This window comes from Roseovarius sp. B-10, from assembly GCF_056859295.1.
Genome location: NZ_JBSXOE010000046.1, coordinates 1 through 24,388, shown reverse-complemented (window position 1 = coordinate 24,388; position 24,388 = coordinate 1). Strand labels below are relative to the sequence as shown.

Below are 24,388 nucleotides of genomic sequence, written 5' to 3'. Positions count from 1 at the left end.
GCGATGCATTGGCTGATGCAGTAAATCAGCACATCACGGTCATGGACCGTCGCCAGGCCCTTCATCGAGGGCGTAATCTCAACAAAATTCTGTCCGTTCTCATACCGCCGAATCCGTCGGTCCGGCTTGGTCGATATTGAGAAGATCGGGTGTTCCATCGACGCCATGTCACCTTTAGGCGCAGCATCAAAGATGTCGCAGACAAAGAAGTCCGCTTGCTGCATCCGATCCGGCAGGAGCGGAGATCGAGAGTTCGTGTTTTCACCCACCATTCGCCCACATTCGTGTTTTCACACACCAAGGTCAAGAGATTCGTGCTTTTACACACCATCTTTCGTGTTATCACCCACCGTCTTTCGTGCTTTTACACACCGAGCGACTAAAGAAAACTATATATTTCAGTTGGATAGAGGCAATCACTCAGGGCGTAACACAGATTCTAACACATATTTAACACCCAGAATGGCGCGTTGAATTGACCCGCAGCGCCCCAGATTCTGTTCAACGCTGGTAGAACACGCAGGCGTTGACGCCCTCTGTTGTGGCCGTCCATGTCGCCCCGAGGACAGCGCATGTGGAGGGGGTGCTGGCTAAGAAACGGGGCAGGGCGACGGTCATCGCCAAAGCCAGAACGAGCGCACCCAGACCGAACCAGGGCCAGTAGGATTTCCAGCGCTCCAGCCTTTCTTCCCGGTCCCGGATATTGCGAAGAAGGTTGCCGCGATCCTCGCTGGCCTGATCGAGGACGGCAGCCGTCTTGTTCGTTCGCAGGTCCAGATGATTGACCGTGCGGTCGAGACGCTGGAGCGTGTCCAAGAGGCGCGCCTCGACGGCCTGTCCGATCCGGTCGCCGAACCCGGCGGGATCATTCTGGCTCTGCACGGTCACGGCCGCTCGCCGCGCCTCGTTCGCCGCCGTGGTCGCACGGTTGATCGCCTTGGTCTGATCCTCCACTTGGTCGGACAGGTTCAGCGCCAGGCTCGCCAGCCGGTCGAGCGTTTCGCGCAGCTCATCGTCGGAGAGGGCAGGGAGGTCGGGCTGGTCAGACATGGGCGGTTTCCTTTTCGGGGTCAGGCGTCCTGCGGGACGAACAGCCTCTTGAACTCGGGGTCGGCGTAGTAGCGCAGCTTTTGGGCGAGGGCCGAGGGTTGGCCCTGAACGCGCAGAAGCTGCAACTCGGGCGGCATCTGCATGATTTCATCGGGGGTCAGCAGATCGCGGCCCGTGAGGTTGTTGGAGAAGCTGGGGCTGTCGCCCGGCTTGTAGCTGTCCGTCTGGAAGCCCGTGGTTTCCTGGCCGATCATCTGGCTCAGCCATTTGGCGGTCTCGAAATCATTCACGCCGAAGACCTGTTGCACCCCGGCATTGGCAATGAAGGTACCCGCGCGTTCGCCGTAGAGGTCTTTGAGCTGGCTCATGTCCTGCAGGATGGGCCAGAGCTGGAGGCCATAGCCCGCCATCAGTCCCATGGCGCGCTCCACAGCCTCCAGACGGCCCAGAGCCGCAAACTCATCCAGCAGGAAGAGGGCAGGGGCCTTGAGGCGCTGAGAAGCGCCCTGAGCGCCTACAGAGGCCTCAGCGTCCCGTGCGATGTCCTGGAGGGCCTGAGAGACCAGGAGGCGCAGCCAGCGGCTGTAGGCGTCCATCCGGTTCGGTGGCAGCACTAGAAACACCGAGGTGATCCGGTGGCGCAGATCGGAGAAGTGGAAATCCGACCGCGACGTGACTTTGGCAATGCGCGGGCTGTCCAGAAAGTGCGTGTGGCGCTGTGCGTTCGACAGGACCGAGGCGGCTTCGCGATCCGCCTTGCCAAGGAAGCGGTTGGCGGCGCGGGCAATCAGACCACCCGCCGCATCGCTGTCCTGCATCAGCTCCAGCAGCGCGCGCAGCTTTTCCGGGGGCAGGGTGAGATATTCCCGGACGGTGGCCAGGCAGCGCCGGTCGCGGTCCTCGTGGCAGACGCAGAACATGATCAGCCCGCCAAGGATGGCTTTGGCTTCCTCGTTCCAATGCGCTTCCGTCACCTGTCCCGGCGGGTCCATCACCAGCGCCTCTGTCAGGGAGGCCGCATCCTCGCCCAGATCGAGGCTGTCCGGCGTCAGCCGGTCGAGCGGGTTGTAGGCGGCGGATGGCGTCCCCGAAACGTCGAAGGGATCGAGGACATGGGTGGTCCCGAACCGCCGCCGGGCTTCCCCGGCGATCCGGGCATTCTCGCCCTTGGGGTCGATGACCAGCACCGAGCGTTCAACTGCCAGCAGGTTCGGGATCACCGTGCCGACGCCTTTCCCGGCCCGCGTCGGGGCGAGGGTGATCAGATGGGCGGGGCCGTCATAGCGCAGCAGCCGCCCGGTCCCCGGATTGCGCCCGATCAGGAGGCCGTCATTCCCCTGAAGCTTCTTCAGCTCCTTACGGCTGGCGAAGCGGGCCGAGCCGTGACTGTCGCCCGTCAGACCGAAGAAGGCATCGGCCCCGGAGGTCTTGCGCCAGTATTGGAACCCGAAGACCGCGCCGATGAAGACAGGTGGCGCGATGATGATCCATTCCCAGGCAGAGTGACCAAGCGGAGGTCCGAAGGCTGTCATGGCCACGACGCCCCCGATGATGAACCCGATCATCGCGCCAAACAGGACGGCCCCGATCATCCAGCCCAACAGGATGGGCGTGAAGATCAGCCGACCGAAGAACCGGAACAGTCCGTCAAAGAGGCGGATCACGCCCCGCATCAGGACGGCGTTTCCGGGTCAGAACTGGACGGGGCAGGGGAGGGGGCATCCCAATCCGCGAAGGCCTTGCGGTCCTGTTCGCGGGGGAGGTTGCGGATCAGCCGGTCGAGCATGGCGGCGGCACTGGAATCCCTTTCCGCCAGATCGAGGAGCGCCCCGCCCAGGATCACCTTGCGCCGCGTGTCGAGTTTACGCTGTCTGGTGCTTTCCCGGTTCTTCAGTGCCTGAAGACGGGCCTTGGCCTGGGCATATCGTTTCTCGGCGCGTTCAAGTTCTGTTTCTGCCAAATCTCTACCCTCGCCACCAAACATTCTTGTGGTTGAAGTTGTTCTTGCCAGATCAACCGATAGCGCTTACCCGTAGGCCTGTAAAGGACAAGGGCGCACTTATGCAAACTCTCCACCTGCGGTTCCGAGCTTTGCGTGCGATCTCCTTGAGGCAGGGCCTCAGCCGATGGCGAACACCGTCCGACGCAATGCGCGCCGGAATGAAAGGCCTGCCCGGCCTCTCAAACTCTCCAGGGCCAACTTCGGCAGTTGGATCGCGTCCCGCAATGTCGCGCCAGCGTCTCGCCCGATGCCCCACGGTGGGGGCCGGTCTGCCGGTGGCGTCTCCCTTGCGGGAGGTATCGCGCCCGGGTGCTGACGCCCCTTCGCGATACCGGGTTTGCCCCGGGCAAACCGCCAGTGAACTGTCCCCATATCCCGCCCCCCATGAGGCTGGGGATATGGGGACAGTTCACTGGCAAGCCCGCGCCTCAGCCGTGCGTTGCACCCCTTCAGCCGGGCTGTCTTTTCCACTCGTATCGCGCCGGGGCAGGGCGCGATCCATCGGGGAAAAGACGGCTGACCAGATGGTCCATGTCGGAGCATGGGCGGGGGTCAGCAGCGGCGCACCTTTTCGTCGTTCACGTCACGGTCGAGGATAGAGGGCATGGCCAGCTACCACCTCTCCGTGAAGACGATCAAACGCAGCGCCGGGCGCTCTGCCACGGCAGCCGCGGCCTACCGTGTCGGGGAGCGCATCGAGTGCCAGCGCGAAGGTCGCGTCCACGATTACACCCGCAAGCAGGGTATCGAGGAAACCTTCATCCTGACCCCGAAGGACGCGCCGGACTGGGCCACGGATCGGTCCCGCCTCTGGAACGAGGCCGAGGCCAGCGAGACCCGCCGCAACTCCGTCACCGCCCGCGAGTGGGAGCTGGCCCTGCCCTCCGAGATCAGCGCTGAGGACCGGTCACAGATCACCCGCGACTTCGCCCAAGAGCTGGTCAGCCGCTATGGCGTGGCCGTCGATGTGGCGATCCATGCACCGCATCGGGAAGGCGATCAGCGGAACCACCATGCCCATGTCCTGACTTCGACCCGCAAGCTCGAAGCGGACGGCTTCACCGCCAAGACGCGCGTGCTCGATTCCGCGAAGACCGGCGGCGTCGAGATCGAGCAGATGCGCGGCCTCTGGGCCGAGCTGCAGAACCGGGCGCTGGAGCGGGCAGGGGAGGTGGAGCGCGTCGATCACCGGTCGCTCGAAGCGCAGCGCGAGGCAGCAGTTGAGCGCGGTGACGAGCTGGCCGCCGAGGAACTGGCCCGCGATCCGGAGCTGAAGCTGGGACCGGCGGCCAATTCCATGGAGCGCCGGGCGAAGGCGATGGCCGAGCGCCAGGGCCAGGAATATGTCCCCGTCACGGAGCGCGGGGCTGTTGTCCATGCCGCCCGCCAAGCTCGTGCGGCCTTCCGCGCAATGCGCGAACGCCTGGACATTGCGCGGGAGACTTACGGGACGGCACGTGAGGAAGGGCAGGGCCGTGTCTCTGCCGGTTTGGCAGCACTCAGGGCCGCAACCGCGAAAGATCGGGACCGCAACCCTGAGGATTTCCGGGAGCGGCTGGCGCGCGTCGTGGGCGGGTCACGGGATCAGGACGACACGCCGAAGCCGGAAGGCCGCAATTATGCGCGGGAGCGGCTGAAAGAGATCATGGAGAAGGACGCCGGGCGAGACGGCCAGGCGGCGGTTCACAAGCTGGACGGTCACAGCGAGTACGATCTGGGCGAGGACACAGGGCGCCAGGCGCGCAAGCCCTCCGTCAACGAGCGTCTGAAGGACGTGCTGAACAAGCCGCGTGAGAAGCTGGAGATCGAGGACGAGCGCGACCAGGAGAAGGATCAAGAGGTCGAGAAGGATCGTGACATCGACCGTGATCCGGGCCTCAGTCACTGACGAGGCGATGCGAGGTCGTTTCCCCGATTTTCATGGGAATGCTCGCCTGTGCGAACCCAATACCGACGAGGAACGAAATAACGCCCGTTGCAGTCTTGAACTCGCGCACCCTGATCGCATTCTGGGTCACGCGCGTCCTGGCTGTGACAAGGATTTTCTCCTGTCCATCGTTTCCGACCGTCCGCATGATCCATAGACCGTACCAGCTTGGTCCTTTGCGTTCAGGATCGGCTTTACACAGCACTTCGACCGTATGCCCCTCCTCGGCAAGCGCCCGAAGGCCTTGTTCGGTGGTCACGTTGAGTTCGAGTTCAGTCGTTTGGTTCATCGCATAAACTGAGAAAGGAGAGAATGTCTCAGTGTGGCGGAATTCAGCAATGCGTTCAATAGTATATTATTGGAGAGGCATGCATTTTCAGATCAGTTGGCTTCGGGCATGTTTGCCCATGATAGCCGGAGACTGTTGCCCGCTCTTTTTGGCAAGTTGGCCCGCTTTACGAGGCGTCCCGAAACTTCAAAGTCATCGTCAATTTTTACGACGAGCAGTTTGCTGAAATGCCTGTCGAGACGCACGCTGGTCTTTTCTTTGCTGTTGATCGGCGAAATTGTTTTGATTTCAACGAAGTCGTTTCCCAATCTACCATCGGAGCCTTGGGCATGGTTTTTGTGAAGTTTGATTCCATACATGATCGCACCGAAAAGTTCACCAATGTCGCCGTAGACGTTGAGGTGCTGTCCAGTATCGCAGAAATAGGCCTCTGCAAGCGTCAGCAGGTCCTGAAAGTACGGAACCAAAGTTGGATCAGCGTTCGGGTACTTCAGGCGTAGTTCAGCCTCGCGCTCAAGTTCAGCGAGACGGCTGTACTTGGTTTCTTCTGGGTCGATAATGCTATCCCAACCAAGCCATTCGCCATCAATCCAAAATGCGTTGTCTGGCCCTAGTACGTCGGCTGTCATTTGAAACTCCTATCCCAGAACAATACCCTAAGACTTTGAAAAGATTATGACCGCCCTTCGCTTCGGTTCACGCCTTTAAAGCTGATAGAGTTCAGTGATCCCGGCTGGGTGCCGGTCTCGCTTTGAGTGGTAGCCAGGGCAGGGGATCGACGGGCTGACGCCCGCTCACCCCTACCCTGACGGTTTCCCAATCCTGTTGATCCGCCTGCCATCCCGGCGGGTCCGAGAAAACCGGCAAGCGCCGCCGGTGGCGTCGGTTCCGGTCGAGAATTCCGGTTCCTCCCACGCGCAGGCGCGCGGTTCCCTCCCAAATTCACGCCCTCCACCCGGTTGTCACGGCCCCGCCAGGCCGCAGGACGGGCTTTGCCCTTACCTGCTCTGCCGTCCGGAATGCATGGGCATTCCAGACAACAGAGAAGGAAGGCCCGCCCATCGGCGGAAAGGGGAAGAGACCCGGCCCGCGTCACTCGAAGGAGGGTCACAAATGACCGCAGAGAAGTTTGACGTTTATTCCCATGTCACCAACCAGATCATCGCGCAGATCGAGGCGGGAACACCGCCCTGGCGTAAACCGTGGACTGGCGGCGGAGGAGGGGTCAGCTTGCCGGAACGGTTCAACGGCGAGGCCTATCGGGGCATCAACGTCCTGATGCTTTGGGCGACAGCGATGGCCAAGGACTACAGTTCAGCCCGATGGATGACGTTCAATCAGGCCAAGCAGCTTGGGGGCCATGTTCGAAAGGGCGAGAAATCCGCCACCGTCGTGAAGTATGGGACCGTCGAGCGCGAGGACGAGAACGGCGAGGAACGTCAGATCCCCTATGCCAAGGCTTACCGCGTGTTCAACGCCGACCAGATCGAGGGCTTGCCTGCCGAGTTCTACATCCTGCCCGACCCGCCCCGTGATCTTGGCACCGTGGCCGACCCCGAGCTGGAGGCGTTCTTTGCCGCGACCGGCGCGCAGATCGACGTGACCGAAGAGCCGCGCGCCTATTACAACATCAAGACCGACCGCATCCACATGCCGCCGATTGGCACGTTTTATCGGGCGGCAGGGTATTTTGGCACCTTGGCCCATGAGACAATCCACTGGACCGGCGCGACAAAGCGGCTGGACCGTTTGGGCCGGTTCAACGACCGCAAGGCCTACGCGTTCGAGGAACTGGTCGCGGAGATTGGCAACTGCATGCTTTGCGCGCAGATCGGGGTGGAGCCTGAATTCGACCAGAGCGCGGCCTATGTCGAAGGATGGCTTGAGGCGATGAAGGAAGATAGCCGCGCGATTTTCCGCGCCGCGTCCGAAGCGCAGAAAGCCGTGGATTACATCATGGACCGCACCACGCAGGCCAACAGGATGGCCGCCGAGTAACAGCCCGCATCGCCGCAATGATCGAGGCCCCCGTCAGCAGGCGGGGGCCTTTTGCGTTCTAGCGTGATCCAGGTGGCGGCGGTTTTAGGGTGACCTGTCGGCGGGCAACCTGAAGGCCACCCGCCGACAGGCCCGGCGCTTCGCGCGGACTGGCATGAAATGCCTTGAAGTTGTGTATCCTGCGGTGCGGAGAAAGTCCGGAGAGAGCTCAGAGTGACGAACGTGGTCGTTGGTATAATGGCTGCAATGCGCAAAAAGCGGGCATTGCAGAGATGTAAAGTTCAAGAAAACCAGAATCGTTCGCTGGACGTTACTTCTCGATTGCCGCTACTCTCTTCGGCGTTGTGAGTATCAAAAAAACAATGATTGCGCTGAGATTTAGTCTTTAATTTCGGCACACAGTCGGCAGGCATATGGCAGAAGCATTTGGATCTTATGGGGACTTTCAAGGTTTCACGCTGGACGACGTGAAGGGAATGAGCACGGAAGAGCAAGTCGACATGATAGTCGATTGGTTCAACTATCATTTCGAGGACCCTCAAAACGACACTCCCTACAACAAAGACTTGGGTGGCTACGTTTTCCTTTGGGGTGGCCCATTCGACGCGAATGAGACGATCCAAGACTTCTTTTCGGATGCCGTGGACTTCGACACTATGATGCTTGCCGTTGATCACATCCAGCGCGACGGAACACTGGATTGGGCTCCGACGACTCGCGGTGACTTCTATGAACACCCGGACGAAGAGATCGAAGAAGAAGAGCTTACGCTTGATACGCCGGAGGAAGTCCCGAACGAACCTGAGGCCCGTGCCGAAGTCTTAGCTCGCCTCGACGAGTTGGAAGCACTCGTCCAACCGATCTTGGACCAAGCCAACACGCAAGCACCTCCGATGATGGGGCACAATAACCCGCCGGAAGAACTTGAGGTCGTTCAGGCTGTTTCCAAGGAGGAATGGCAAAACATCAAACTGACTATTGAGGTAGTTAGAACGGAGGTGACCTCCGAGGAACCCGATCTCAAGGTCGTTGATGGAGGCAAGAACCTTTTCATCTCGGCCGCCAAAGCACTCGGCATCTGGATAAAGAACCGATTCAACGCCGCAGTTGATGCGGGGGCAGCCTTTGGTGCCGTTTATGGAATTACAAACCCCGAAGCTGCGAAAGCTGCACTGATCAACGCAGCTCAAGCGATCCAGAACTGGGTGGCCTCGCTGCCCCTCCCGTTCTAACTGCCGATGATTGTTGAGATACCGCATAATCTCACCCCGGCGTCGTTGCTTGGCTTCTCGCAGACCCTCGACAATCTCCCAGATGACGAGCTCTACGAGTTCGACTTTGGCGCCGCCCGCTGGTTTCCGCCGTTTTCGATGCTGTTACTGTCGGTCCTATTGAAGAGGTTTCGCGATCAGCGGCCAGACTCGCGATGCAGAGCTCGCAACCATGAGAACCACACCTACGCGGCATACCTTGGCTTCTTTCAGTCGTTTGGCCTTCGACACGGCAATGAACCCGGAGAAGCTCCCGGCAGCGACAGCTACGTTCCGATCACACGTCTCGATGTTGCGGAGATACAGGCAGAGGCTGACGCTGCTTGGGTTGAACCCGGAGAGATCATCGAGGCTCGTGCCCGAGAACTATCCGGCGTCTTGACGCAAACAGACAGCGGTCCGCTGTTCGACACGCTGTCCTACGCAATTCGCGAGATTATCCGCAACACGGTTGAGCACAGCGGCGCAGAAGCTGTTCTGTTGTGCGCTCAGCATTGGCCGACTAGGCATGAAGTCGAAGTTGGGATCGCAGATGCTGGTGTCGGTATTCAGCAAGGGCTTGCCAACAACCCCTCATATCGCGGCCTTACAAACAGAGACGCGCTGCAAACGGCTCTTATGCCTGGAGTCTCGGGAAACCCGCAAGCTGGTCGAGGCCAGGAGGTCTGGCAGAACTCGGGGTACGGTCTCTACATGACCAATCGCATCTGCCGCAACGGCGGGCGGTTTATGATATGCAGCGGCGACTCCGCCATTTCTTTAAACCAAGCAAACAAGACCGAACTGCCCTGCAACATGCCGGGAACAGCCGTTCGCATGTTGCTCAATACCCACCGCCTTCCAGAACTCCGGGAACAGTTGCAACGCTTTCGGGATGAAGGGCATCAAGCCGCGCAGACCATACGAGGAGCGAACCGAAGCTTTGCGTCAACGGCATCGCAAATGCTGTCCATAGACTTCGATCCAGATCGGGGTCTCGATGATTGATCTCTTCACTTTGGGCTGAGACCTATCACAAAAGCCCCCTGGACAATTGGCAGCTCAGTCCCGCACAGCGGGCATAGCTGGACCGGCACAAACGGTCGTTTTTGTGCATTGCAAGCTACATCCCAGCTCCACCTGCTTTTGCGTTGCTCAAGCCATTCTTTAGGCTGGCTGCGGGCGGTTTGGTTGCCCCTTGACACACCGATCCAACGAAAATAAGCATGAAGCACGTTCCGTTAATCAGAAACATGTTCTATCTATAAGAACAGTCTAGTCACGGAACCAACGATTGGAGGAATGGCTATGACACCTATCGAAATTATCGAACGCGACCAGGCCGCTCTGATTGACGAAATTCTCGTCGGTGCTGTCGACCCGCACGTGCATAGCGGTCCTTCGATCGCGCCGCGTGCTGTCGATCACCTGAATCTCGCGAAGACGTATTCGGATGCAGGGTTTGCGGCACTTGTGACGAAAGACCATGATTACTCAGGGGTGATGTGCGCTCAACTTATTCGCGATCATCACCCCGAGCTCAAAACAGAGGTCTTCTCCGGGATTGTGCTCAATAATGTCGTGGGTGGGCTCAATCCCTACGCCGTGGAACATACTGCTGCGATGAACGGCAAGATCGTATGGTTGCCAACCCTCGCCGCCGAAAACCATCTTGAATGGGAGAAGACTTCCGGTTGGGAGCATCCCGCAACGACGCAGAAGATCCGTCCGGCCTCAGCCGTTCCACTGTTCAAGGATGGCAAGCTTCTGCCCGAGCTTCTCGATATCCTCGACGTGGTGGCGGCAACGGGCCTCGCGCTCGCAAGTGGGCACATCCACGTATCGGAAACCAAGATCGTTTTCGCAGAGGCGCGGCGGCGCGGTGTGGAGCGGCTGATCTTTACCCACCCCGAGGATATCGTCGGGGCGTCCTTCGAGGACACTAAGGAGATCGCGGCCATGGGGGCTTTCGTGGAGCACTCCCTTGGGTTCTTCATCGAAGGCTCGAAGTTCAAAAACAGGACCGACGAAGAACTACGTGCATTCATCGACTGCGTTGGGCCGGAGCGGACGATCCTGTGCTCCGATCTAGGCCAGGTCGGTTCTGTCGATCCGCTGGCCGGGCTTCGGCGCGGCGTCGCGATGTGCCTTGCCTTGGGATATGCCGACGCCGACATCCACGCTATGATCGCGGATAATGCCGCAACAGTCATTGGGCTGAAGGGCTGAAGGGGCGGGAGCCCTGCTTCCGCACTATCTCCATGAGCCGGGAAGCTCTCCTATATAGCCCATGGCGTTGGAGATCGTCTCGGCTGCGGTGCCGACAGCTTCAATCTGCTCCTTGGACGGCGGCGAACTGATGAACTGGGTCAGGCTCACGATGGCCAAAGTCCCGATCATTTTCCCCGAGGGGCCAAGAAGCGGAAAGGCGAGGGCATTGAGCCCGGTTGCCGCCTCGTTTGGCGCATCCGCCCAGCCACGTTCCCGGATTTCCTCGAGATGACGATTCAGTGCACTGGGATCGGTGATCGAGAACTTCGTCTCACCCTTCAGCGGAGAGGACAATATGCGCTCCCGCGTCGGTTCGGACATCAGGGCCAGTGCCAGCTTTCCCTGAGCCGAAGTATTGAACCCCAGAATAGACCCGGGCCGGACGCCGACTTCCACAGGCATCTTGCCGCCGATCGTCGTCAGGATGCGGACCCCTCCATCCTCGATCTGACCTAGAATGACAGCCTGTTCGCAGCGGTCTCGCAGAAGCCGCATCGGCTGCGCCGCAACGCCGACGATGTCGGAGGAATGGATCGCCGCGTTTCCCATTTCAATCAGCTTGGCTCCGAGCCTGTATCGTTCGGTGAGCGGCGACTGAACGATGTAGCCCTGCTGGACCAAGGTCTGAAGGTGCCGATGGATGCGGCTCTTGGTCGTGCCGAGCGCATCGGCGAGCGCCGTCACGCCGAGGTGGCTCCGTGCTTGACCCAGGGTCTCCAAAATTGAGAGCGCAAGAACAACACTCTGAATTCCTTCCGTTTTCTCGGATGCAATCTTCGGCATGACAAACGACTCCCTCGCTTTGGTGTCTTCGGCTTGACTCCGGGCAAAATCTCACTCTATGTTCTGAATAACAGGATATCGTTCTATTAGACGAAACACAAGGGGAGGATTTGCGTTGGGTGAACGAAAGAGCTTCCGCTCTAGGTTCTTGGCAGGCGAACCGCTCTTCGGGACATTTCTGAAGGTGCCTGCAACGATGCCGGCGGAGATCATGGGTGGTCTCGGCTACGACTTTGTCGTCGTTGACGAAGAGCATGCCCCGTTTAACCGCGAAACCACCGACCGGATCATTCTAGCGTGCCGGGCGGCTTCCATTGCCTCGGTCGTCCGTGTTCAGAGCGCGGACCCGGCTTCTATCCTTTCGGTGCTGGATTGCGGCGCTGACGGCGTGCTGGTTCCCCATGTCACAGACGCAGATACCGCCCGGGCGCTCGTTGCGGCGGGCCGCTATCGGGGCGGCAAACGCGGGTTCGCCCCAACCACGCGCGCCGGAGACTTCGGGCGCGCCGGTCAGGCCGAACATATGGCCAGCGAAGACGAGCGGGTGACGATCATCGCTATGATCGAAGATCATCAGGCCATCGAGAATATTGACGCAATCCTCGCTGTGGACGGCCTGGACGGCGTTTTCATCGGTCGGGGTGATCTTGCGGCTGCCTATGAGGGCGCTGACGATGTTGCGGAACAGGTCCGCGAGGCCACGAGCCTCGTGCAAGCCGCCGCGCGCCGAGCTGGCCGCCCTGTGGCAATCCTTCCGGGCTCACCGGAAGACGCCGAGATCCAGGCAAAAGCCGGATCGACGGCCTTCATCCTGTCCTCCGACCAAGGATTTCTCAGAAGCGCCGCGATGCAGGCCCATGCCCGGATGTCCGACGCTGTGATCCGGGCGAAGAAAGAGGTGACCAATGTATGACAAATCCGACCCGCGCGCCGCGCTGGCTCCTAAAGCGCCGGGCGCTATGTCCCAGACCGGCCTGATCGCAGAACAGCAGGAAGCCTATTTCTACGATGAGGCGCCCCAGATCGAAGACGGAGATTCCCGGACTTGGCTTGTCCGCGGTAATAACTTCGTTCTTGCCTGGTCCGAGGCGTCTAAGGGAGCTTCCTTCGTCCGCGCGAGGCAGGTGGACGAGTATGCGGTGCTTCTCCCCAAGACGGGTGCGGTCATCGAGTGGAGCGGCCAGACCGTCGAGGTGCCCGGATGGTCGCTTGTGTTCGTCCCACCCGGCGACAGCACCGTGACGCTGCCCGACGGCGGCCCAATGACGCGGCTTTTCACCACGCGGTCCGAGGATCTCGCGGCGCTTTGCTCGAACGCCCAAGCTTATAATACGCCGCGCGCGCATATTCCGGAGTTCGAGGCATGGCCCGAACCCAAGGGCGGCTGGAAGGTGCGGCATTATTCTCTCGATGTCGCCCCGGAACCCGGCCGGTTCGGGCGGATATTCCGCTGCACCACGATGATGGTGAATGTGCTCGACCCCTACTTCGGTCCGCGTGACGCTTCCAAGATGTCGCCCCACCACCATGACGATTTTGAGCAGTGCTCCCTAGCGATTGAAGGCGAGTTTAACCACCACCTGCGCTGGACCTGGACAACCGACATGAACGACTGGCGCGACGACCGCACCGTCTCGATGGCCTCGCCGTCAGCGCTCGTAATCCCGCCGCCCGTGATCCACACCACGCGGGCCATTGGGGCAAGCACCAATCAACTCGTCGATATCTTTTGCCCCCCGCGCGTAGACTTCTCGGAGAAGCCCGGCTGGGTCCTGAATGCCGACGACTATCCGATGCCCGCTTGAGCTGACGCGCAAGGAGTATGAGCTTCTGGGAGGGGGGGGCTGCAACAACAAGCGCCAACGCAACCAAATTCTGACCACAAACGACCTGATCGAACTTTAGGGAGGAACCTCAAGATGATCACCAGACGACTGCTCCTGCAATCCGGCGCCGCGTTTGGCGCAACTCTCGCCGCGCCACACATTGCACGCGCCTCCGGCAAGATGGTGCGCCTCGCCCATGCCACGAGCGAGATCCATCCCGGTCACGTTCTTGCGACGAGCTTCAGAGATGCGCTCGAAGACATTCTTCCCGGCGCTTTCAACGTTCAGATCTTTCCCAACAGGCAACTCGGCGACGACAAGCAGAACCTCGAATCCGCAGTGGCGGGTGCGATCGAAGTGGCGATGGTCTCCGGCGTTTTGATCCCGCTGGTGACGGGACGCCCGGCCTATGACGCTTGGCAGTTGCCTTTCCTCGTTCGTGACTACGACCATTTCGAGAAACTGGCGTTAAGCCCCATCGGCCAGAAGCTCCAGGACGACCTCGAAGGGGCCGGCATCATCGGGCTCGCCACGGCCGATATTGGCCAGCGGAACTTCCTGTCGGTCAATACGGAAGTGCGTAGCGTCGCCGACATGAAGGGTCTCAAGACGCGAATTGTGCCGGTGCCGCTGCACAAGGCGATCTGGGAAGCTCTCGGAACCGCACCGGTGGGTCTCCCCTATGGCGAGGTCTATGGCGCGCTCGAGACCGGCGTGATCGACGCCGTCGAGATCAACGTTTCCTCCATGGTAGGTGAGAATCTGTGGGAGATCGGCAAGAATTTCACGCTCACTGGGCATTATCCGTGGCACGCCTCCAACGTCGTCTCGACGGGCTTCTGGAGCACGCTGTCGGACGAAGAGAAGTCTGCGATGCGCGAAGCGGGCCGCCGTTCCGTTTCAGCGACCCTGGCCTATGCCAAGGCGCAGGACCTCGCGGGCCGTGACGAGCTTCGGGAGAAGGGTGTCAACATCATCGAACTCGAAAACCTCGACGAGATGCGTGCGGCGGTGGCACCGCTCACGGCAGAGTGGGCTGCGCGCGATCCTCTCATCGCGGAGTTCGTCGAAACCGCTCAGAGCATAACCTGACGATCTGTCTCCGTGGCCGCCGCGGCCACGGAGACACTTCCCATTCAAGAGAGCCGCTGTGACGCTACCTCCGCCCCTTGCACTTGCTGTTAGTATCTACTTGACCGTTCTGCGCGTCTTCGCCGGGACGACCATGGCGATCATCGTCGTGGTGATGATCGCCCAGGTCTGGGCGCGCTACGTCGCCGGTGGGTCTCTGATCTGGGCAGAGGAACTCTGTCGCTATCTGCTGATCTGGCAGACCTTCCTCGTCCTAGGTTTGGCCTACTCGAAGGGCGAGTTCATTGCGATCGACTTTCTCCCGGCGGCTTTGTCCGACCGGGGAAAGCGAATTCTAAAGCTCGTGAGCGCCGTGCCGATTGTGGCCTTCCTCGTCGTCATTGCTATCTACGGAGCCGACTACGCCTCCCGTTTCTCCCAGCAAACGATCCCTGCGCTCGACTTCATCTGGGGTGCACTTTTTGGGGATAGGCTCGGACTGTCGATCAAATATGTCTACATCTCCGTCTCAGTCGGTGCGGTCTTGATGATCCTTCATGTCTGCGCAGACGTTGTAGTGAGCTTCGACCCGGCCGTCGGTGCTGCCGTGCAGGATGGGATCGACGATGAAGGTGACACCGTGGGAACCGGAGGGCGACAGGGCTGATGGGCGCGTTCTTTATCATCTTCGCTGGATTGCTAGCTTCCGGCATTCCGATCGCGCTTACGCTTGGAATGGCGGGCACGGCCTACCTCTACTTTTCCGGCAATGGATCGATGGTCCTGATGTTGCCGCAACGGATGATGGCGGGTGTCGACCAGTTCGTCCTTCTCACAATTCCGCTCTTCCTTTTGGCCGGGGCGCTGATGAACGTGGGCGGGGTCACCGACCGGATCGTGCATTTCGCCCGCGCCATGGTGGGCCATCGGCGTGGCGGCATGTCATCGGTATCGATCCTGTCGTCGGGATTCTTTGCAGGGATTTCAGGCAGCGCGACGGCCGAAGCATCTGCACTCGGCTCGATCCTCATTCCCACCATGAGCAGGCAGGGCATGCCGCCTGCCTACGCGGCCGCCCTCATCGCCGTCGCCTCCGTCATGGGGCCGATAATTCCGCCGTCGATCACGATGATCATCTACGGTGTGCTTTCGGGCACCTCCATCGGTCAGCTTTTTCTCGCGGGTATCGTGCCGGGCATCGGGATCGCGACGGGATTGCTCATCTATGCTTCCTACCGCGCCCGGAGAGACGGCTTCCCGGTGACCGAGCGCATGGTCGGACGCGAGCGCTGGCAGGCTACGGCGCGCACGCTTCCCGCGCTCCTTCTTCCGGCGATTATTCTCGTTGGGATCAAGGCGGGTATCTTCACCCCGACCGAGGCCGCAGCCGTCGCCGTCGCCTATGCTTTGGTGGTCGGCTTTGCCTACCGCGATCTCAACTTGCGTCGCCTTTGGGAGGCGCTCGTCGCTACGACGCTCGTTTCGGCATCGATCCTCTTCATTACTTCGATGGCTTCCATCGTGTCGTTCGTTTTCACCCTCGAGCAGGTGCCCCAGCAGATCGCGGACCTCGTTCTCGCGATCACCGAACAGCCTCTTCTGATCCTGCTCCTCCTGAACATCTTCCTTCTCATCCTAGGAATGTTTCTCGAGCCGATCTCGATTCTCATTCTCACCATGCCAATCCTTTTGAAGTTCCAGGCGCTGATCGGAATGGATCCGGTGCAATTTGGCACCGTCGTCGTTCTAAACGTGGTGATAGGCATGGCCACGCCGCCTGTGGGCATCCTGCTCTTCATAGCCTCGGCAATCTCGGGCGAGCCGGTCACCCGCGTGATCCGGGAAGCTCTACCGCTCATCGCAGTCTGTCTCGCCGTCCTCACCCTCATCGCGCTTGTCCCGGTGCTGTCTCTCTTCCTTCCCAAAATGCTTTTCTGAGAGGATAAATGCCCCGCAAGATTATCATTACCTGCGCCGTCACGGGGTCGATCCACACTCCGTCGATGTCCCAGCATCTCCCGGTCACGGCCTCCGAGATCGCGGAGGCCGCCATCGGTGCCTACGAAGCGGGAGCGGCGATCGTTCATCTGCACGCCCGCAATCCCGAAACCGGTGAGCCGGATCAGTCACCTGAGGCCTACGAGCCCTTCCTGAAAGTGATCAAGCAGCGCACGGACGTCATCATCAACATCACGACGGGTGGCGCTCCCACGATGAGCGTCGAAGAGCGCTTGCGCCCGGCCGCGGTGTTTCAGCCCGAGGTCGCTTCGCTTAACATGGGGTCGATGAACTTCGGGTTCTTCCCGATCCTCGAAAAGATGACCGATTTCCAGCACGATTGGGAGAAGCCTTACATCGAGGGCTCGCGCGACCGCGTCTTCAAGAACACCTTTGCCGACATCGAAGGTATCCTCACGACCTGCGCGGGTAACGGGACGCGGTTTGAGATCGAGTGCTACGACATCGGGCACCTCTACACGCTTCACCATTTCGTGCATCGTGGTCTGGTGACACCACCCTTCTTCGTGCAGTCGGTCTTCGGTATTCTCGGCGGCATCGGGGCGCATCCTGAGGATGTGCTCCACATGCGCCGGACAGCCGATCGGCTCTTCGGCGATGCGTATCAGTGGTCTGTGCTAGGGGCAGGGCGCCACCAGATGCAGGTGGCCCTTCAGTCTGCCCTGCTGGGCGGCCATGTTCGCGTGGGCTTGGAAGACTCGCTTTATGCGGGCCGTGGGAAGCTCGCCAAGAGCAACGCTGAACAAGTTTCGATGGCCCGCGCCCTCATCGAGCAAATGGGGTTCGACGTTGCGACGCCGGACGAGGCCCGCGAGATCCTCGCCCTCAAGGGCGGCAACAAGGTTAATTTCTGACAATGGCAGCCTCGCGCAACGTTCTGATCGTGGTCGCGCACCCCGAGCGATCCTCCTTCAATCACGCCATGGCGCAGGCGGCCGCGAGCGCGCTGCGCGAGGCCGGCCACAACGTCACCGTGTCGGATCTCTATGCCGAGGGTTTCCGTGCAGATGTCGGCCGCCACGACATGTCTAGCGTTGCTGATCCAGAACGGTTTCACGTTCAAGCCGAGCAGTCTGAGGCCGTCCGAAATATAGCCTTCGCTCCGGATATTGCCCGAGAACAGGCGCGTCTTGCGGCAGCGGACAACCTCATCCTTCAGTTTCCGCTCTGGTGGGGCGGTCCCCCGGGAATGCTGAAGGGTTGGATCGACCGGGTTTTCGCCTACGGATTTGCCTATGTCGACGGAAGGCGTTTCGAAACGGGCCTCTTCAAGGGACGGCGCGCGATGCTCAGCGTGACCACGGGCGGGACCCCGAGTCGCTTCGCTGAGGACGGCGTCTACGGTCCGATCGGACCCATCCTCATGCCGGTTCAGAGGCTCGCCTTGGAATACATGGGCTACGAGGTCGCTCCCGCCTATGTGGCGCACGGCGTGCCTCGGTCAGACGATGCCGAACGGCAAGGCCACCTCGACGCGTTTTCGAAAGCTGCGCAGGAACTTGCTGACCTGCCGACTACGCAGACCGACGACTACCTCCACGCGCTCGAAGATGTTGCCGAGGGGGCTTGGAAACGGCCGGGATGACCGATTCTGAAAGAGAGGTTTAAATGGACGGCGAGGGACGGTTTTCGGGACGGGTTGCCATTGTCACAGGAGGATCGAGAGGCATCGGTGCAGAGGTCGCCCGTCGGCTCGGCGCGGGGGGTGCGACCGTTGCCGTTGCCTATCGAAGCGATTTGGCGTCTGCGGAATGTATCGTCGGCGCCTTGAAGAACGCCGGAGCGAAGGCAGCCGCCTTCCAAGTCGACGTGGCCAGCCCTGAAGACTGCGAGGCGCTTGTTCGGGCCTGTATCTCGTCCTTTGGACGCCTCGACATCCTCGTCAACGCCGCCGGCGTGGCGCAGTATCTGCCGCTGGAGGATGCGGATGCCATACACTACCGCGCGATGTTCGACACCAATGTGTTGGGCGCTCTCTCGCTGACGCGCGCCGCTGTGCCGATCATGACAAATCCCGGGCGGATCATCCATGTTTCGTCGCGCCTCGCGGAGGCGCCCTTTGCCGGGTCCTCGATTTACGCTGCGTCGAAAGCGGCTGTCTCGGCGCTGACCCTCGCGCTCGCTCAAGAACTAGGGCCAAAGGGCATCACGATCAACGCCGTCGCCCCGGGCCTCATAGAGACCGACATGACCAAGGCCGCAATCGAGGCGCGCGGTGCCGCTTTAAGCGCTCAGACGCCCTTGCGGCGGATTGGACAGCCGGGCGACGTCGGTGGCGTCGTGGCGTTTCTCGCATCAGACGATGCGGGATGGATCACCGGACGGACAATCCGCGTGGATGGTGGACTGCTCTAACCCGGAAAATTCATGAAGAGGCGGTGAGAGTGGCGTAAAGTTATGAAATCGTGTAGATTTTGAGTGTCGAAGCCAAAATTCTGGATTTCGAGGAGCCACCGCTCACCATGGACAAATCTACACGATTTCACCCCCGTTTGTCACCTGTGAATGGCAAGCCGATCCTGCTCGGTTTTGACGGTGCGGACATGAGTTCCGATGCCGGGCTGACCCTGCTGCGCGAGATCGAGCGTCAAGACGATCTGGCGGGTCGCCTTGCAGCCTGCATCGCGGATGCGCGTGATCCGGCCAGGGTTCAGCACGGTCTGGCCGAGATCGTGCGTTTCCGGATCATGATGATTGCCGCGGGGTATGAAGACGGAAACGATGCCGCCTATTTGCGGCACGATCCGGGCTTCAAGCTGGCCCTGGAGCGCGGCCCCGAGACCGGGGCGGCGCTGTGTTCCCAGCCCACGATCTCGCGTATGGAGAACCTGGCCGATATGCGCGCGCTGATCCGGATGGGTCGGGAGATGGTCCAGGTCTACTGCCAGTCGTTTGCGCAGCCACCCGGTCGGATCATCCTCGACATCGACGATACGTTCGACGCGGTGCATGGCCATCAGCAGCTGCGTCTGTTCAATGCCTACTACGACGAATACGGCTTCCAGCCCATCGTTGTCTTTGACGGCGACGGGCGGCTCGTCGGAGCTTTGCTACGCCCGGCGCGCAGGCCCAAGGGGGCCGAAAGCGCAGCCCACATTCGCCGATTGATCCGGCAGATCCGCAGGCATTGGCCCAGGACCGAGATCCTGCTGCGCGCTGATGGTCACTACGCAACCCCCCAGGTTTTGGACCTGTGTGATACTCTCGGACTGCGCTATGTCTTCGGTCTGCCCAAAAACAGCCGTTTGGCGGAGCACATCTTGCCCCTCGAGGCCTCGACGGCCGCGCGCTATGCCCGCAAGCCCGGCCAGAAGCTGCGCCGGTTCAAGACATTCTTCTATGCGGCCCGGTCCTGGTCGAAAACGCGCCGCGTCATCGCCCGGGTCGAGGTCAGCCCCAATGGGCGCGACACCCGCTACATCGTCACCAATCTCGAGGGCGGGCGCGGCAAGCACCTCTACGAGAAGCTCTACTCCGCCCGTGGTCAGGCCGAGAACCACATCAAGGCATGGAAAACCCATCTCGCCTCGGACCGGACCTCGTGCTCGAAGGCGACCGCCAACCAGATGCGCCTGATGTTGCACGGTGCCGCCTACTGGATCTGGTGGAAATTGCGCGCCGCCTGTCCAAAGAAATCTCCGTGGCGCCGTGCCCAGTTCGACACGCTGCGCCTGCATCTCGCCAAGCTGGCCGCCACCATCGTCGAGAAGAAGACCCGGATCATTGTGACGCTGCCAGCATCCTGCCCACAGCAAGGCCTCCTGCGCCTGCTCTTCGATGCCCTCGCCCCGCCAGGGTGAGCCTGACGCACGCGCGCCCCGCAAACCTCGAAACCGAAACCACATACCTCAAAACAAGCAAGCGCCCGGCCTTCAGCCCAGGGGCGAGCACTCCGGTTGCGCAGCAAGGTCATGCACGCAACAAACCGCACGAGCCCGCACAGAAAATGACCGTGGTGAATTATGGCGGCTAAACCGCTGCCCGCCGTGGAGGTGGATCGGCCTACTCCAAGAGGCTTTCAACGTAGGGTTCAAGATGGAAGAGTGCCGTAAGGGCGTCAAGTTGAGCATCGAGGTTCTGGTCGTCTGTCGAGACGCGTGCGTAACCGAATATCATGGGACAATTGTATCAATAACGTATCAAAACCCAAGTTGTTTTGAACATGGTTTTTGCAACATCCTCTGGACAGGAAACGTTGGGGTTCCGAAGGGTGTCTCAAATACGGCCAGTTGCGAGACACACCCCTGCCCTTTCGATCCAGCAAGACCCGTCAGCTACCCTCATAGCCAAGAAAAACAGGCTAACGAACGCCGAAGACCGCTCTGCCCTGCCCCATCGCCGACTGTTGCGAAAATATGTTGCGAATTATCTTGATTGAGCAACAAGAAAGCGCAACAATCTGCGCGTGAACCTTGGCTATGCTCGCATTTCCACAGATCGCGGTCAGGATACCGCCGCGCAGCTCGACGCGCTGCGCACCGCCGGGTGCGAGCGCGTGTTCGAAGAACGCGCGTCCGGTGGACGTTGGGATCGGCCGGAGCTGCACCGGATGCTCGACCAGCTCCGCGACGGCGACGTGGTGATCGTCTGGAAGCTCGACCGGCTGTCGCGGTCGCTGAAAGACTTGCTTTCCATCATGGAGAAGATAGATGCCGCCGGGGCCGGGTTCCGGTCACTGACCGAAGCCATAGACACTACGACCCCTGCTGGGCGCATGATGATGCAGATGGTTGGCGTCTTCGCCGAGTTCGAGCGCGAGATGATCCGTGAGCGCACGCGCGCCGGGTTGGAGCGCGCTCGCAAGAAGGGACGCCACCCAGGGCGCAAGCCGAAGCTCTCCGGCGACCAGCGCCGGGAAATCCGCGACCTAGTGCGATCCGGCAAGCGTACCGAGGCCGAAGCTGCACGCCTGTTCAATGTTCACCGGTCCACGATCAGCCGTGTCATGCGGGAGGCGTCACCCGATGCAGCAGCTTGAGATGTTTCCCGAGGATATCCGCATCGAGCGCGTGGATCACGACGTCAATATGTATCGCTTCTATCGGCTGCGCTTGATGCCGGACCTCTTCGGCGGCGTGTCGCTGTTACGTGAGTGGGGCCGCATCGGCACCCAGGGGCGGCACAGGATCGACTGTTTCGAGGATGCAGGCCGCGCCGCCGACGCGATGGTTGCGCTCTACCAGGCAAAGCAGAAGCGGGGCTACCAACTCTCGGGATGAGGTTTGGCCGCTTCTCCCCTACCCCACCCGGCTTGAACACGCTCGACTTGAGACACAGATACCGTGTGCAAGTTGGTCGTTTTTGGTGTATTATTGCACCAAGCTATAGGAGATCGTTATGCCCAGACAGACCATTACGCTCAGCGACCCAAACCATGCCTGGTTGCAGGCGCGGGTTGAGAGTGGCGAGTTCAAAACCCAAACCGAAGCTGTTAACGACGCATTGCGTCGCGCCCGAGAGATCGAGAACGGCGTGGAAGAGATCAGAGCGAAACTCATTCGTGCAGAGCAACGCGGTTTCACCGATATGACCCCTGACCAGATTCTCAAAGAATCCAAGGAAGAATTGCGCAAAAATGGGGACTTATAGGCTTTCAGAGGAAGCGAAAGACGACCTGATAGGTATCCACCAGTATGGTGTAAGAAAATTTGGCGAAGCACGGGCTGATGCATATTTCTGGCAGATCATTGAAAGGTTCGATGTGCTGGGCGAGACCCCGCTGCTCTACCAAGAAGTGCCGGAAATCCGCGAAGGCTACCGGCGCAGCGTCTGCGGGGTGCATTCGATCTATTATCGGCTCGATGGCGACAATGTTGAGATCATGGCCATCCTAAGATCGCAGGATGCAGCCTTGCGCTTTGGAAGGTCGAAGCCATGATGCTTCAGCGTTAAAAATAACTTTAGAGTTAAAGATGTAGTTAGGGTTGACTTTATCTCTAACTTTGCCATTGTTGTGTGTATGTACGTAATCACCTTCGCAAACCCGAAAGGCGGGTCGGGGAAAACGACTTCCGCCATGCTCCTTGCCGAACAGATCGCCCTTTCGGGCGGTCGGGTGTCCATTCTCGATCTTGACCCAAATGCCAACATTCTTGCTTGGTCTGAAGGCAGGCAGGCGGCGGGACGCGATGTGCCTTTTGCTGTTCATGCGCGGCCGCAGGCCGAGGACACGGTAGAACTGATTGATCAACTTGCTGACGAAGCTGATTATCTGATCATCGACTTGGAAGGATCGAAAGATCAGGTCGTCACCTTCGCGCTTTCCCGAACGGACCTTTGCGTTATCCCGCTCGACGGTTCGCCCATGGAGGCTCGACAGGCGGCTGCGGCCGTTCGGCTTGTGCAGACCACATCGAGCATGATCCGCGCACCAATAGCATATTCGCTGCTGTTCACGCGAACCAACGCAGCCTTCCAAACCACGGATGAACGCGACGTGCGGCAAGAGATGGAGATCAATAACATCCCGACTTTGCCGATCCGCATCGCAAAACGTGCGCCCTATACCCGCATCTTTCGCGATGGGGTGCTTCTGGCGGAATTGCCCGACATCGTTACGAACGAGCATCAAGGCAAGACGGCATCTGTTACAGACAAAGCCCTAAAGCAGGTGGCCGGAGCCATTGAGAACGCCCGTGATTATGCTCAGGCTGTCATTCATGCTCTCACGAAAGAGAGAGCAGCATGAGCAAGTATGGATTTGACGGCGGTATCGACCTCCCCAACCCCTCCGAGTCTTCAAAGACGCGGCCCAAAGCCGAACCGGGTTCTGTTGAGAAGGCCGTCGAGGCTGGCAAATCCCTCGGCTTTGTCAGCCGGGACGCTTCCACACGGCTGAAACCCGGCCCGAAGCGTAGGGAGCCCCAAGACAAGGTTTCGATTCCGGGACCGAAACGTGTTGTCGACAAATTCCGGGCATTCTGCCAGGACCGCGACCTCACGCTCTGGCAGGGACTTGAACTGTTGCTTTCAGAGAAGCAAAGCGGGTCAGATTAGGGACGGCCGCGTTTCTCGAAGACCTTCTTGCAGAACCCGATGAAGGCGGCGTTGGGGTTGCGGGGCGGTTCCGTCATCCACTCTCGCCATTCCTGTTCGAGGACATATACATCCCATCCCGGCGCGACCGCCCGCGCGTCATGGTAGGCTTCCGGGTCGAGCCGTATGTGCAAGGGGGTAGGGGAAGCGATTCCCGCTTGATCGCTGCGCCGGTTGGTGAAGATCACCATGTCGTTTTCCATCCTCACAGCGTAGTCAGGCATGTGGGCATGTTGCCCATCTTGGCGCACGATACTCATGACCAGGCGGCGAAACTCTTTTGCAGTAGAGCAGGAGCCGCACTTGGCTTGCAGCTTCGCCAGCCCGATCTTCCATTCCTGCTTTGCCCCACAATGTTTTCGGGCAAGCTCATAGATGCGTCGCTCCAACGGTTTGCGCAGACGGAAATAATCACGGTGCAAGGTCAGCACCTCACGATGCCGGATGGCGTTGAATACCCAATCCGAAAGCCTGATTTCCACCTCCTGCATCCGTCCGTCGCGTGTCTCACGAACGATCCTGAATCGGTCAATCAGTCCGAAGCCATCGAACTCTTCCTTGCCGCCAGTGATAAGATTGGTTGTGATCACCGTGCCCTGAAGACGTTCCAGGGCAGCCCTGAGCTGTTCATACCCGCGCCCGTCCGTTCCTCGATTAGTGGCCTTCAGTATGTCATATGCTCTGAAGCGAATGATCGGGCTGACCTCACGTTCTTCATTCAGCGCTGCGATGCATTGGCTGATGCAGTAAATCAGCACATCACGGTCATGGACCGTCGCCAGGCCCTTCATCGAGGGCGTAATCTCAACAAAATTCTGTCCGTTCTCATACCGCCGAATCCGTCGGTCCGGCTTGGTCGATATTGAG

Annotated in this window: 29 protein-coding genes; 20 read left to right on the top strand and 9 right to left on the bottom strand. The window is 60.1% G+C overall.

Going from position 1 to position 24,388, the window contains the following annotated elements:
- The 4 genes from AC13D8_RS20970 to AC13D8_RS20955 form a co-directional block, all read right to left on the bottom strand.
- On the bottom strand, positions 1 to 272 hold a 272-nt coding region (locus tag AC13D8_RS20970; protein WP_482970414.1), incomplete at its 3' end, for a replication initiator protein A.
- Between the two features lie 229 nt (positions 273 to 501).
- Positions 502 to 1,050 carry a hypothetical protein gene (locus AC13D8_RS20965; RefSeq protein WP_093744226.1) on the bottom strand — a complete coding sequence of 183 codons (549 nt, stop codon included), beginning with the start codon at positions 1,048 to 1,050 and terminating at the stop codon, positions 502 to 504.
- 20 nt (positions 1,051 to 1,070) lie between these two features.
- Positions 1,071 to 2,723: a type IV secretory system conjugative DNA transfer family protein gene (locus AC13D8_RS20960; RefSeq protein ID WP_482970413.1), complete on the bottom strand. Its 1,653-nt coding sequence runs from the start codon at positions 2,721 to 2,723 to the stop codon at positions 1,071 to 1,073.
- Complete coding sequence (locus AC13D8_RS20955) at positions 2,723 to 3,034, bottom strand: mobilization protein (RefSeq protein WP_434802279.1); 312 nt, start codon at positions 3,032 to 3,034, stop codon at positions 2,723 to 2,725. The genes AC13D8_RS20960 and AC13D8_RS20955 overlap by 1 nt, the downstream gene beginning before the upstream one ends.
- A 622-nt stretch (positions 3,035 to 3,656) precedes the next feature.
- On the opposite strand from AC13D8_RS20955, the gene mobQ reads away from it, so the two are divergent.
- On the top strand, positions 3,657 to 4,940 hold the full coding sequence (mobQ, locus tag AC13D8_RS20950; RefSeq protein WP_482970412.1) for a MobQ family relaxase: 1,284 nt from the start codon (positions 3,657 to 3,659) through the stop codon (positions 4,938 to 4,940).
- Here the strand turns inward: mobQ and AC13D8_RS20945 are convergent.
- Both AC13D8_RS20945 and AC13D8_RS20940 read right to left on the bottom strand, forming a co-directional pair.
- The gene (locus tag AC13D8_RS20945; protein ID WP_050532806.1) at positions 4,930 to 5,268 is read right to left on the bottom strand and encodes a hypothetical protein; all 339 of its coding nucleotides are present in this window, start codon (positions 5,266 to 5,268) and stop codon (positions 4,930 to 4,932) included. The two genes, mobQ and AC13D8_RS20945, sit on opposite strands and share 11 nt — an antisense overlap.
- A 92-nt stretch (positions 5,269 to 5,360) precedes the next feature.
- On the bottom strand, positions 5,361 to 5,897 hold the full coding sequence (locus tag AC13D8_RS20940; RefSeq protein WP_050532805.1) for a hypothetical protein: 537 nt from the start codon (positions 5,895 to 5,897) through the stop codon (positions 5,361 to 5,363).
- Positions 5,898 to 6,381: 484 nt separating this feature from the next.
- Between AC13D8_RS20940 and AC13D8_RS20935 the strand changes: the two genes are divergently transcribed.
- The 4 genes from AC13D8_RS20935 to AC13D8_RS20920 all read left to right on the top strand — a co-directional run bounded on the left by AC13D8_RS20935 (position 6,382) and on the right by AC13D8_RS20920 (position 10,745).
- Positions 6,382 to 7,266, top strand: a complete 885-nt coding sequence (locus tag AC13D8_RS20935) for an ArdC family protein (RefSeq protein ID WP_050532804.1) — start codon at positions 6,382 to 6,384, stop codon at positions 7,264 to 7,266.
- A 413-nt stretch (positions 7,267 to 7,679) separates the two neighbouring features.
- A complete protein-coding gene (locus AC13D8_RS20930; RefSeq protein WP_482970411.1) occupies positions 7,680 to 8,498 on the top strand; it encodes a hypothetical protein in 819 nt (272 codons plus the stop codon).
- A gap of 6 nt (positions 8,499 to 8,504) precedes the next feature.
- Positions 8,505 to 9,524 (top strand): ATP-binding protein, encoded by a 1,020-nt coding sequence (locus AC13D8_RS20925; RefSeq protein WP_050532802.1) that lies wholly within the window; start codon positions 8,505 to 8,507, stop codon positions 9,522 to 9,524.
- A gap of 300 nt (positions 9,525 to 9,824) precedes the next feature.
- Positions 9,825 to 10,745, top strand: coding sequence for a DUF6282 family protein (locus tag AC13D8_RS20920; RefSeq protein WP_482970410.1), 921 nt, complete (start codon positions 9,825 to 9,827; stop codon positions 10,743 to 10,745).
- 24 nt (positions 10,746 to 10,769) lie between these two features.
- On the opposite strand, the gene AC13D8_RS20915 is transcribed toward AC13D8_RS20920, so the two are convergent.
- Positions 10,770 to 11,570, bottom strand: a complete 801-nt coding sequence (locus tag AC13D8_RS20915; RefSeq protein ID WP_482970409.1) for an IclR family transcriptional regulator — start codon at positions 11,568 to 11,570, stop codon at positions 10,770 to 10,772.
- 115 nt (positions 11,571 to 11,685) lie between these two features.
- On the opposite strand from AC13D8_RS20915, the gene AC13D8_RS20910 reads away from it, so the two are divergent.
- The 9 genes from AC13D8_RS20910 to AC13D8_RS20870 all read left to right on the top strand — a co-directional run bounded on the left by AC13D8_RS20910 (position 11,686) and on the right by AC13D8_RS20870 (position 20,286).
- Positions 11,686 to 12,483 carry an HpcH/HpaI aldolase family protein gene (locus AC13D8_RS20910; protein WP_274561012.1) on the top strand — a complete coding sequence of 266 codons (798 nt, stop codon included), beginning with the start codon at positions 11,686 to 11,688 and terminating at the stop codon, positions 12,481 to 12,483.
- Positions 12,476 to 13,375, top strand: a complete 900-nt coding sequence (locus AC13D8_RS20905) for a cupin domain-containing protein (protein WP_482970408.1) — start codon at positions 12,476 to 12,478, stop codon at positions 13,373 to 13,375. Before AC13D8_RS20910 ends, AC13D8_RS20905 begins: the two co-directional genes overlap by 8 nt.
- A 201-nt stretch (positions 13,376 to 13,576) precedes the next feature.
- On the top strand, positions 13,577 to 14,488 hold the full coding sequence (locus AC13D8_RS20900; RefSeq protein ID WP_482970407.1) for a TRAP transporter substrate-binding protein: 912 nt from the start codon (positions 13,577 to 13,579) through the stop codon (positions 14,486 to 14,488).
- 100 nt (positions 14,489 to 14,588) lie between these two features.
- The gene (locus tag AC13D8_RS20895) at positions 14,589 to 15,134 is read left to right on the top strand and encodes a TRAP transporter small permease (protein ID WP_482970406.1); all 546 of its coding nucleotides are present in this window, start codon (positions 14,589 to 14,591) and stop codon (positions 15,132 to 15,134) included.
- Positions 15,134 to 16,405: a TRAP transporter large permease gene (locus AC13D8_RS20890; protein WP_274561019.1), complete on the top strand. Its 1,272-nt coding sequence runs from the start codon at positions 15,134 to 15,136 to the stop codon at positions 16,403 to 16,405. Before AC13D8_RS20895 ends, AC13D8_RS20890 begins: the two co-directional genes overlap by 1 nt.
- A gap of 8 nt (positions 16,406 to 16,413) precedes the next feature.
- On the top strand, positions 16,414 to 17,340 hold the full coding sequence (gene kce / locus AC13D8_RS20885) for a 3,5-dioxohexanoate:acetyl-CoA acetone transferase (protein WP_482970405.1): 927 nt from the start codon (positions 16,414 to 16,416) through the stop codon (positions 17,338 to 17,340).
- Between the two features lie 2 nt (positions 17,341 to 17,342).
- Positions 17,343 to 18,071 (top strand): NAD(P)H-dependent oxidoreductase, encoded by a 729-nt coding sequence (locus tag AC13D8_RS20880; RefSeq protein WP_482970404.1) that lies wholly within the window; start codon positions 17,343 to 17,345, stop codon positions 18,069 to 18,071.
- A gap of 23 nt (positions 18,072 to 18,094) precedes the next feature.
- Positions 18,095 to 18,841: an SDR family NAD(P)-dependent oxidoreductase gene (locus tag AC13D8_RS20875; RefSeq protein ID WP_482970403.1), complete on the top strand. Its 747-nt coding sequence runs from the start codon at positions 18,095 to 18,097 to the stop codon at positions 18,839 to 18,841.
- 107 nt (positions 18,842 to 18,948) lie between these two features.
- Positions 18,949 to 20,286: an IS1380 family transposase gene (locus AC13D8_RS20870; protein ID WP_482970415.1), complete on the top strand. Its 1,338-nt coding sequence runs from the start codon at positions 18,949 to 18,951 to the stop codon at positions 20,284 to 20,286.
- 202 nt (positions 20,287 to 20,488) lie between these two features.
- Here AC13D8_RS20870 and AC13D8_RS20865 read toward each other — a convergent pair whose 3' ends face one another.
- Entirely contained in the window at positions 20,489 to 20,602 is a 114-nt protein-coding gene (locus AC13D8_RS20865; RefSeq protein ID WP_482970402.1) for a recombinase family protein, read from the bottom strand.
- Positions 20,603 to 20,891: 289 nt separating this feature from the next.
- Between AC13D8_RS20865 and AC13D8_RS20860 the strand changes: the two genes are divergently transcribed.
- The 6 genes from AC13D8_RS20860 (at position 20,892) to AC13D8_RS20835 (ending at position 23,482) form a co-directional block, all read left to right on the top strand.
- Positions 20,892 to 21,464, top strand: a complete 573-nt coding sequence (locus AC13D8_RS20860) for a recombinase family protein (protein WP_093744219.1) — start codon at positions 20,892 to 20,894, stop codon at positions 21,462 to 21,464.
- Positions 21,451 to 21,705: a WGR domain-containing protein gene (locus tag AC13D8_RS20855; RefSeq protein ID WP_093744220.1), complete on the top strand. Its 255-nt coding sequence runs from the start codon at positions 21,451 to 21,453 to the stop codon at positions 21,703 to 21,705. Before AC13D8_RS20860 ends, AC13D8_RS20855 begins: the two co-directional genes overlap by 14 nt.
- 118 nt (positions 21,706 to 21,823) lie before the next feature.
- On the top strand, positions 21,824 to 22,075 hold the full coding sequence (locus AC13D8_RS20850; protein WP_093744221.1) for a ribbon-helix-helix domain-containing protein: 252 nt from the start codon (positions 21,824 to 21,826) through the stop codon (positions 22,073 to 22,075).
- A complete protein-coding gene (locus AC13D8_RS20845; protein WP_093744222.1) occupies positions 22,062 to 22,364 on the top strand; it encodes a type II toxin-antitoxin system RelE/ParE family toxin in 303 nt (100 codons plus the stop codon). Before AC13D8_RS20850 ends, AC13D8_RS20845 begins: the two co-directional genes overlap by 14 nt.
- An 81-nt stretch (positions 22,365 to 22,445) precedes the next feature.
- Entirely contained in the window at positions 22,446 to 23,174 is a 729-nt protein-coding gene (locus tag AC13D8_RS20840) for a ParA family protein (RefSeq protein ID WP_093744223.1), read from the top strand.
- Entirely contained in the window at positions 23,171 to 23,482 is a 312-nt protein-coding gene (locus AC13D8_RS20835) for a hypothetical protein (protein ID WP_093744224.1), read from the top strand. Before AC13D8_RS20840 ends, AC13D8_RS20835 begins: the two co-directional genes overlap by 4 nt.
- On the opposite strand, the gene trfA is transcribed toward AC13D8_RS20835, so the two are convergent.
- A partial coding sequence (gene trfA / locus AC13D8_RS20830) for a plasmid replication initiator TrfA (protein WP_482970401.1) occupies positions 23,479 to 24,388 on the bottom strand: 910 nt, incomplete at its 5' end. The genes AC13D8_RS20835 and trfA overlap by 4 nt on opposite strands.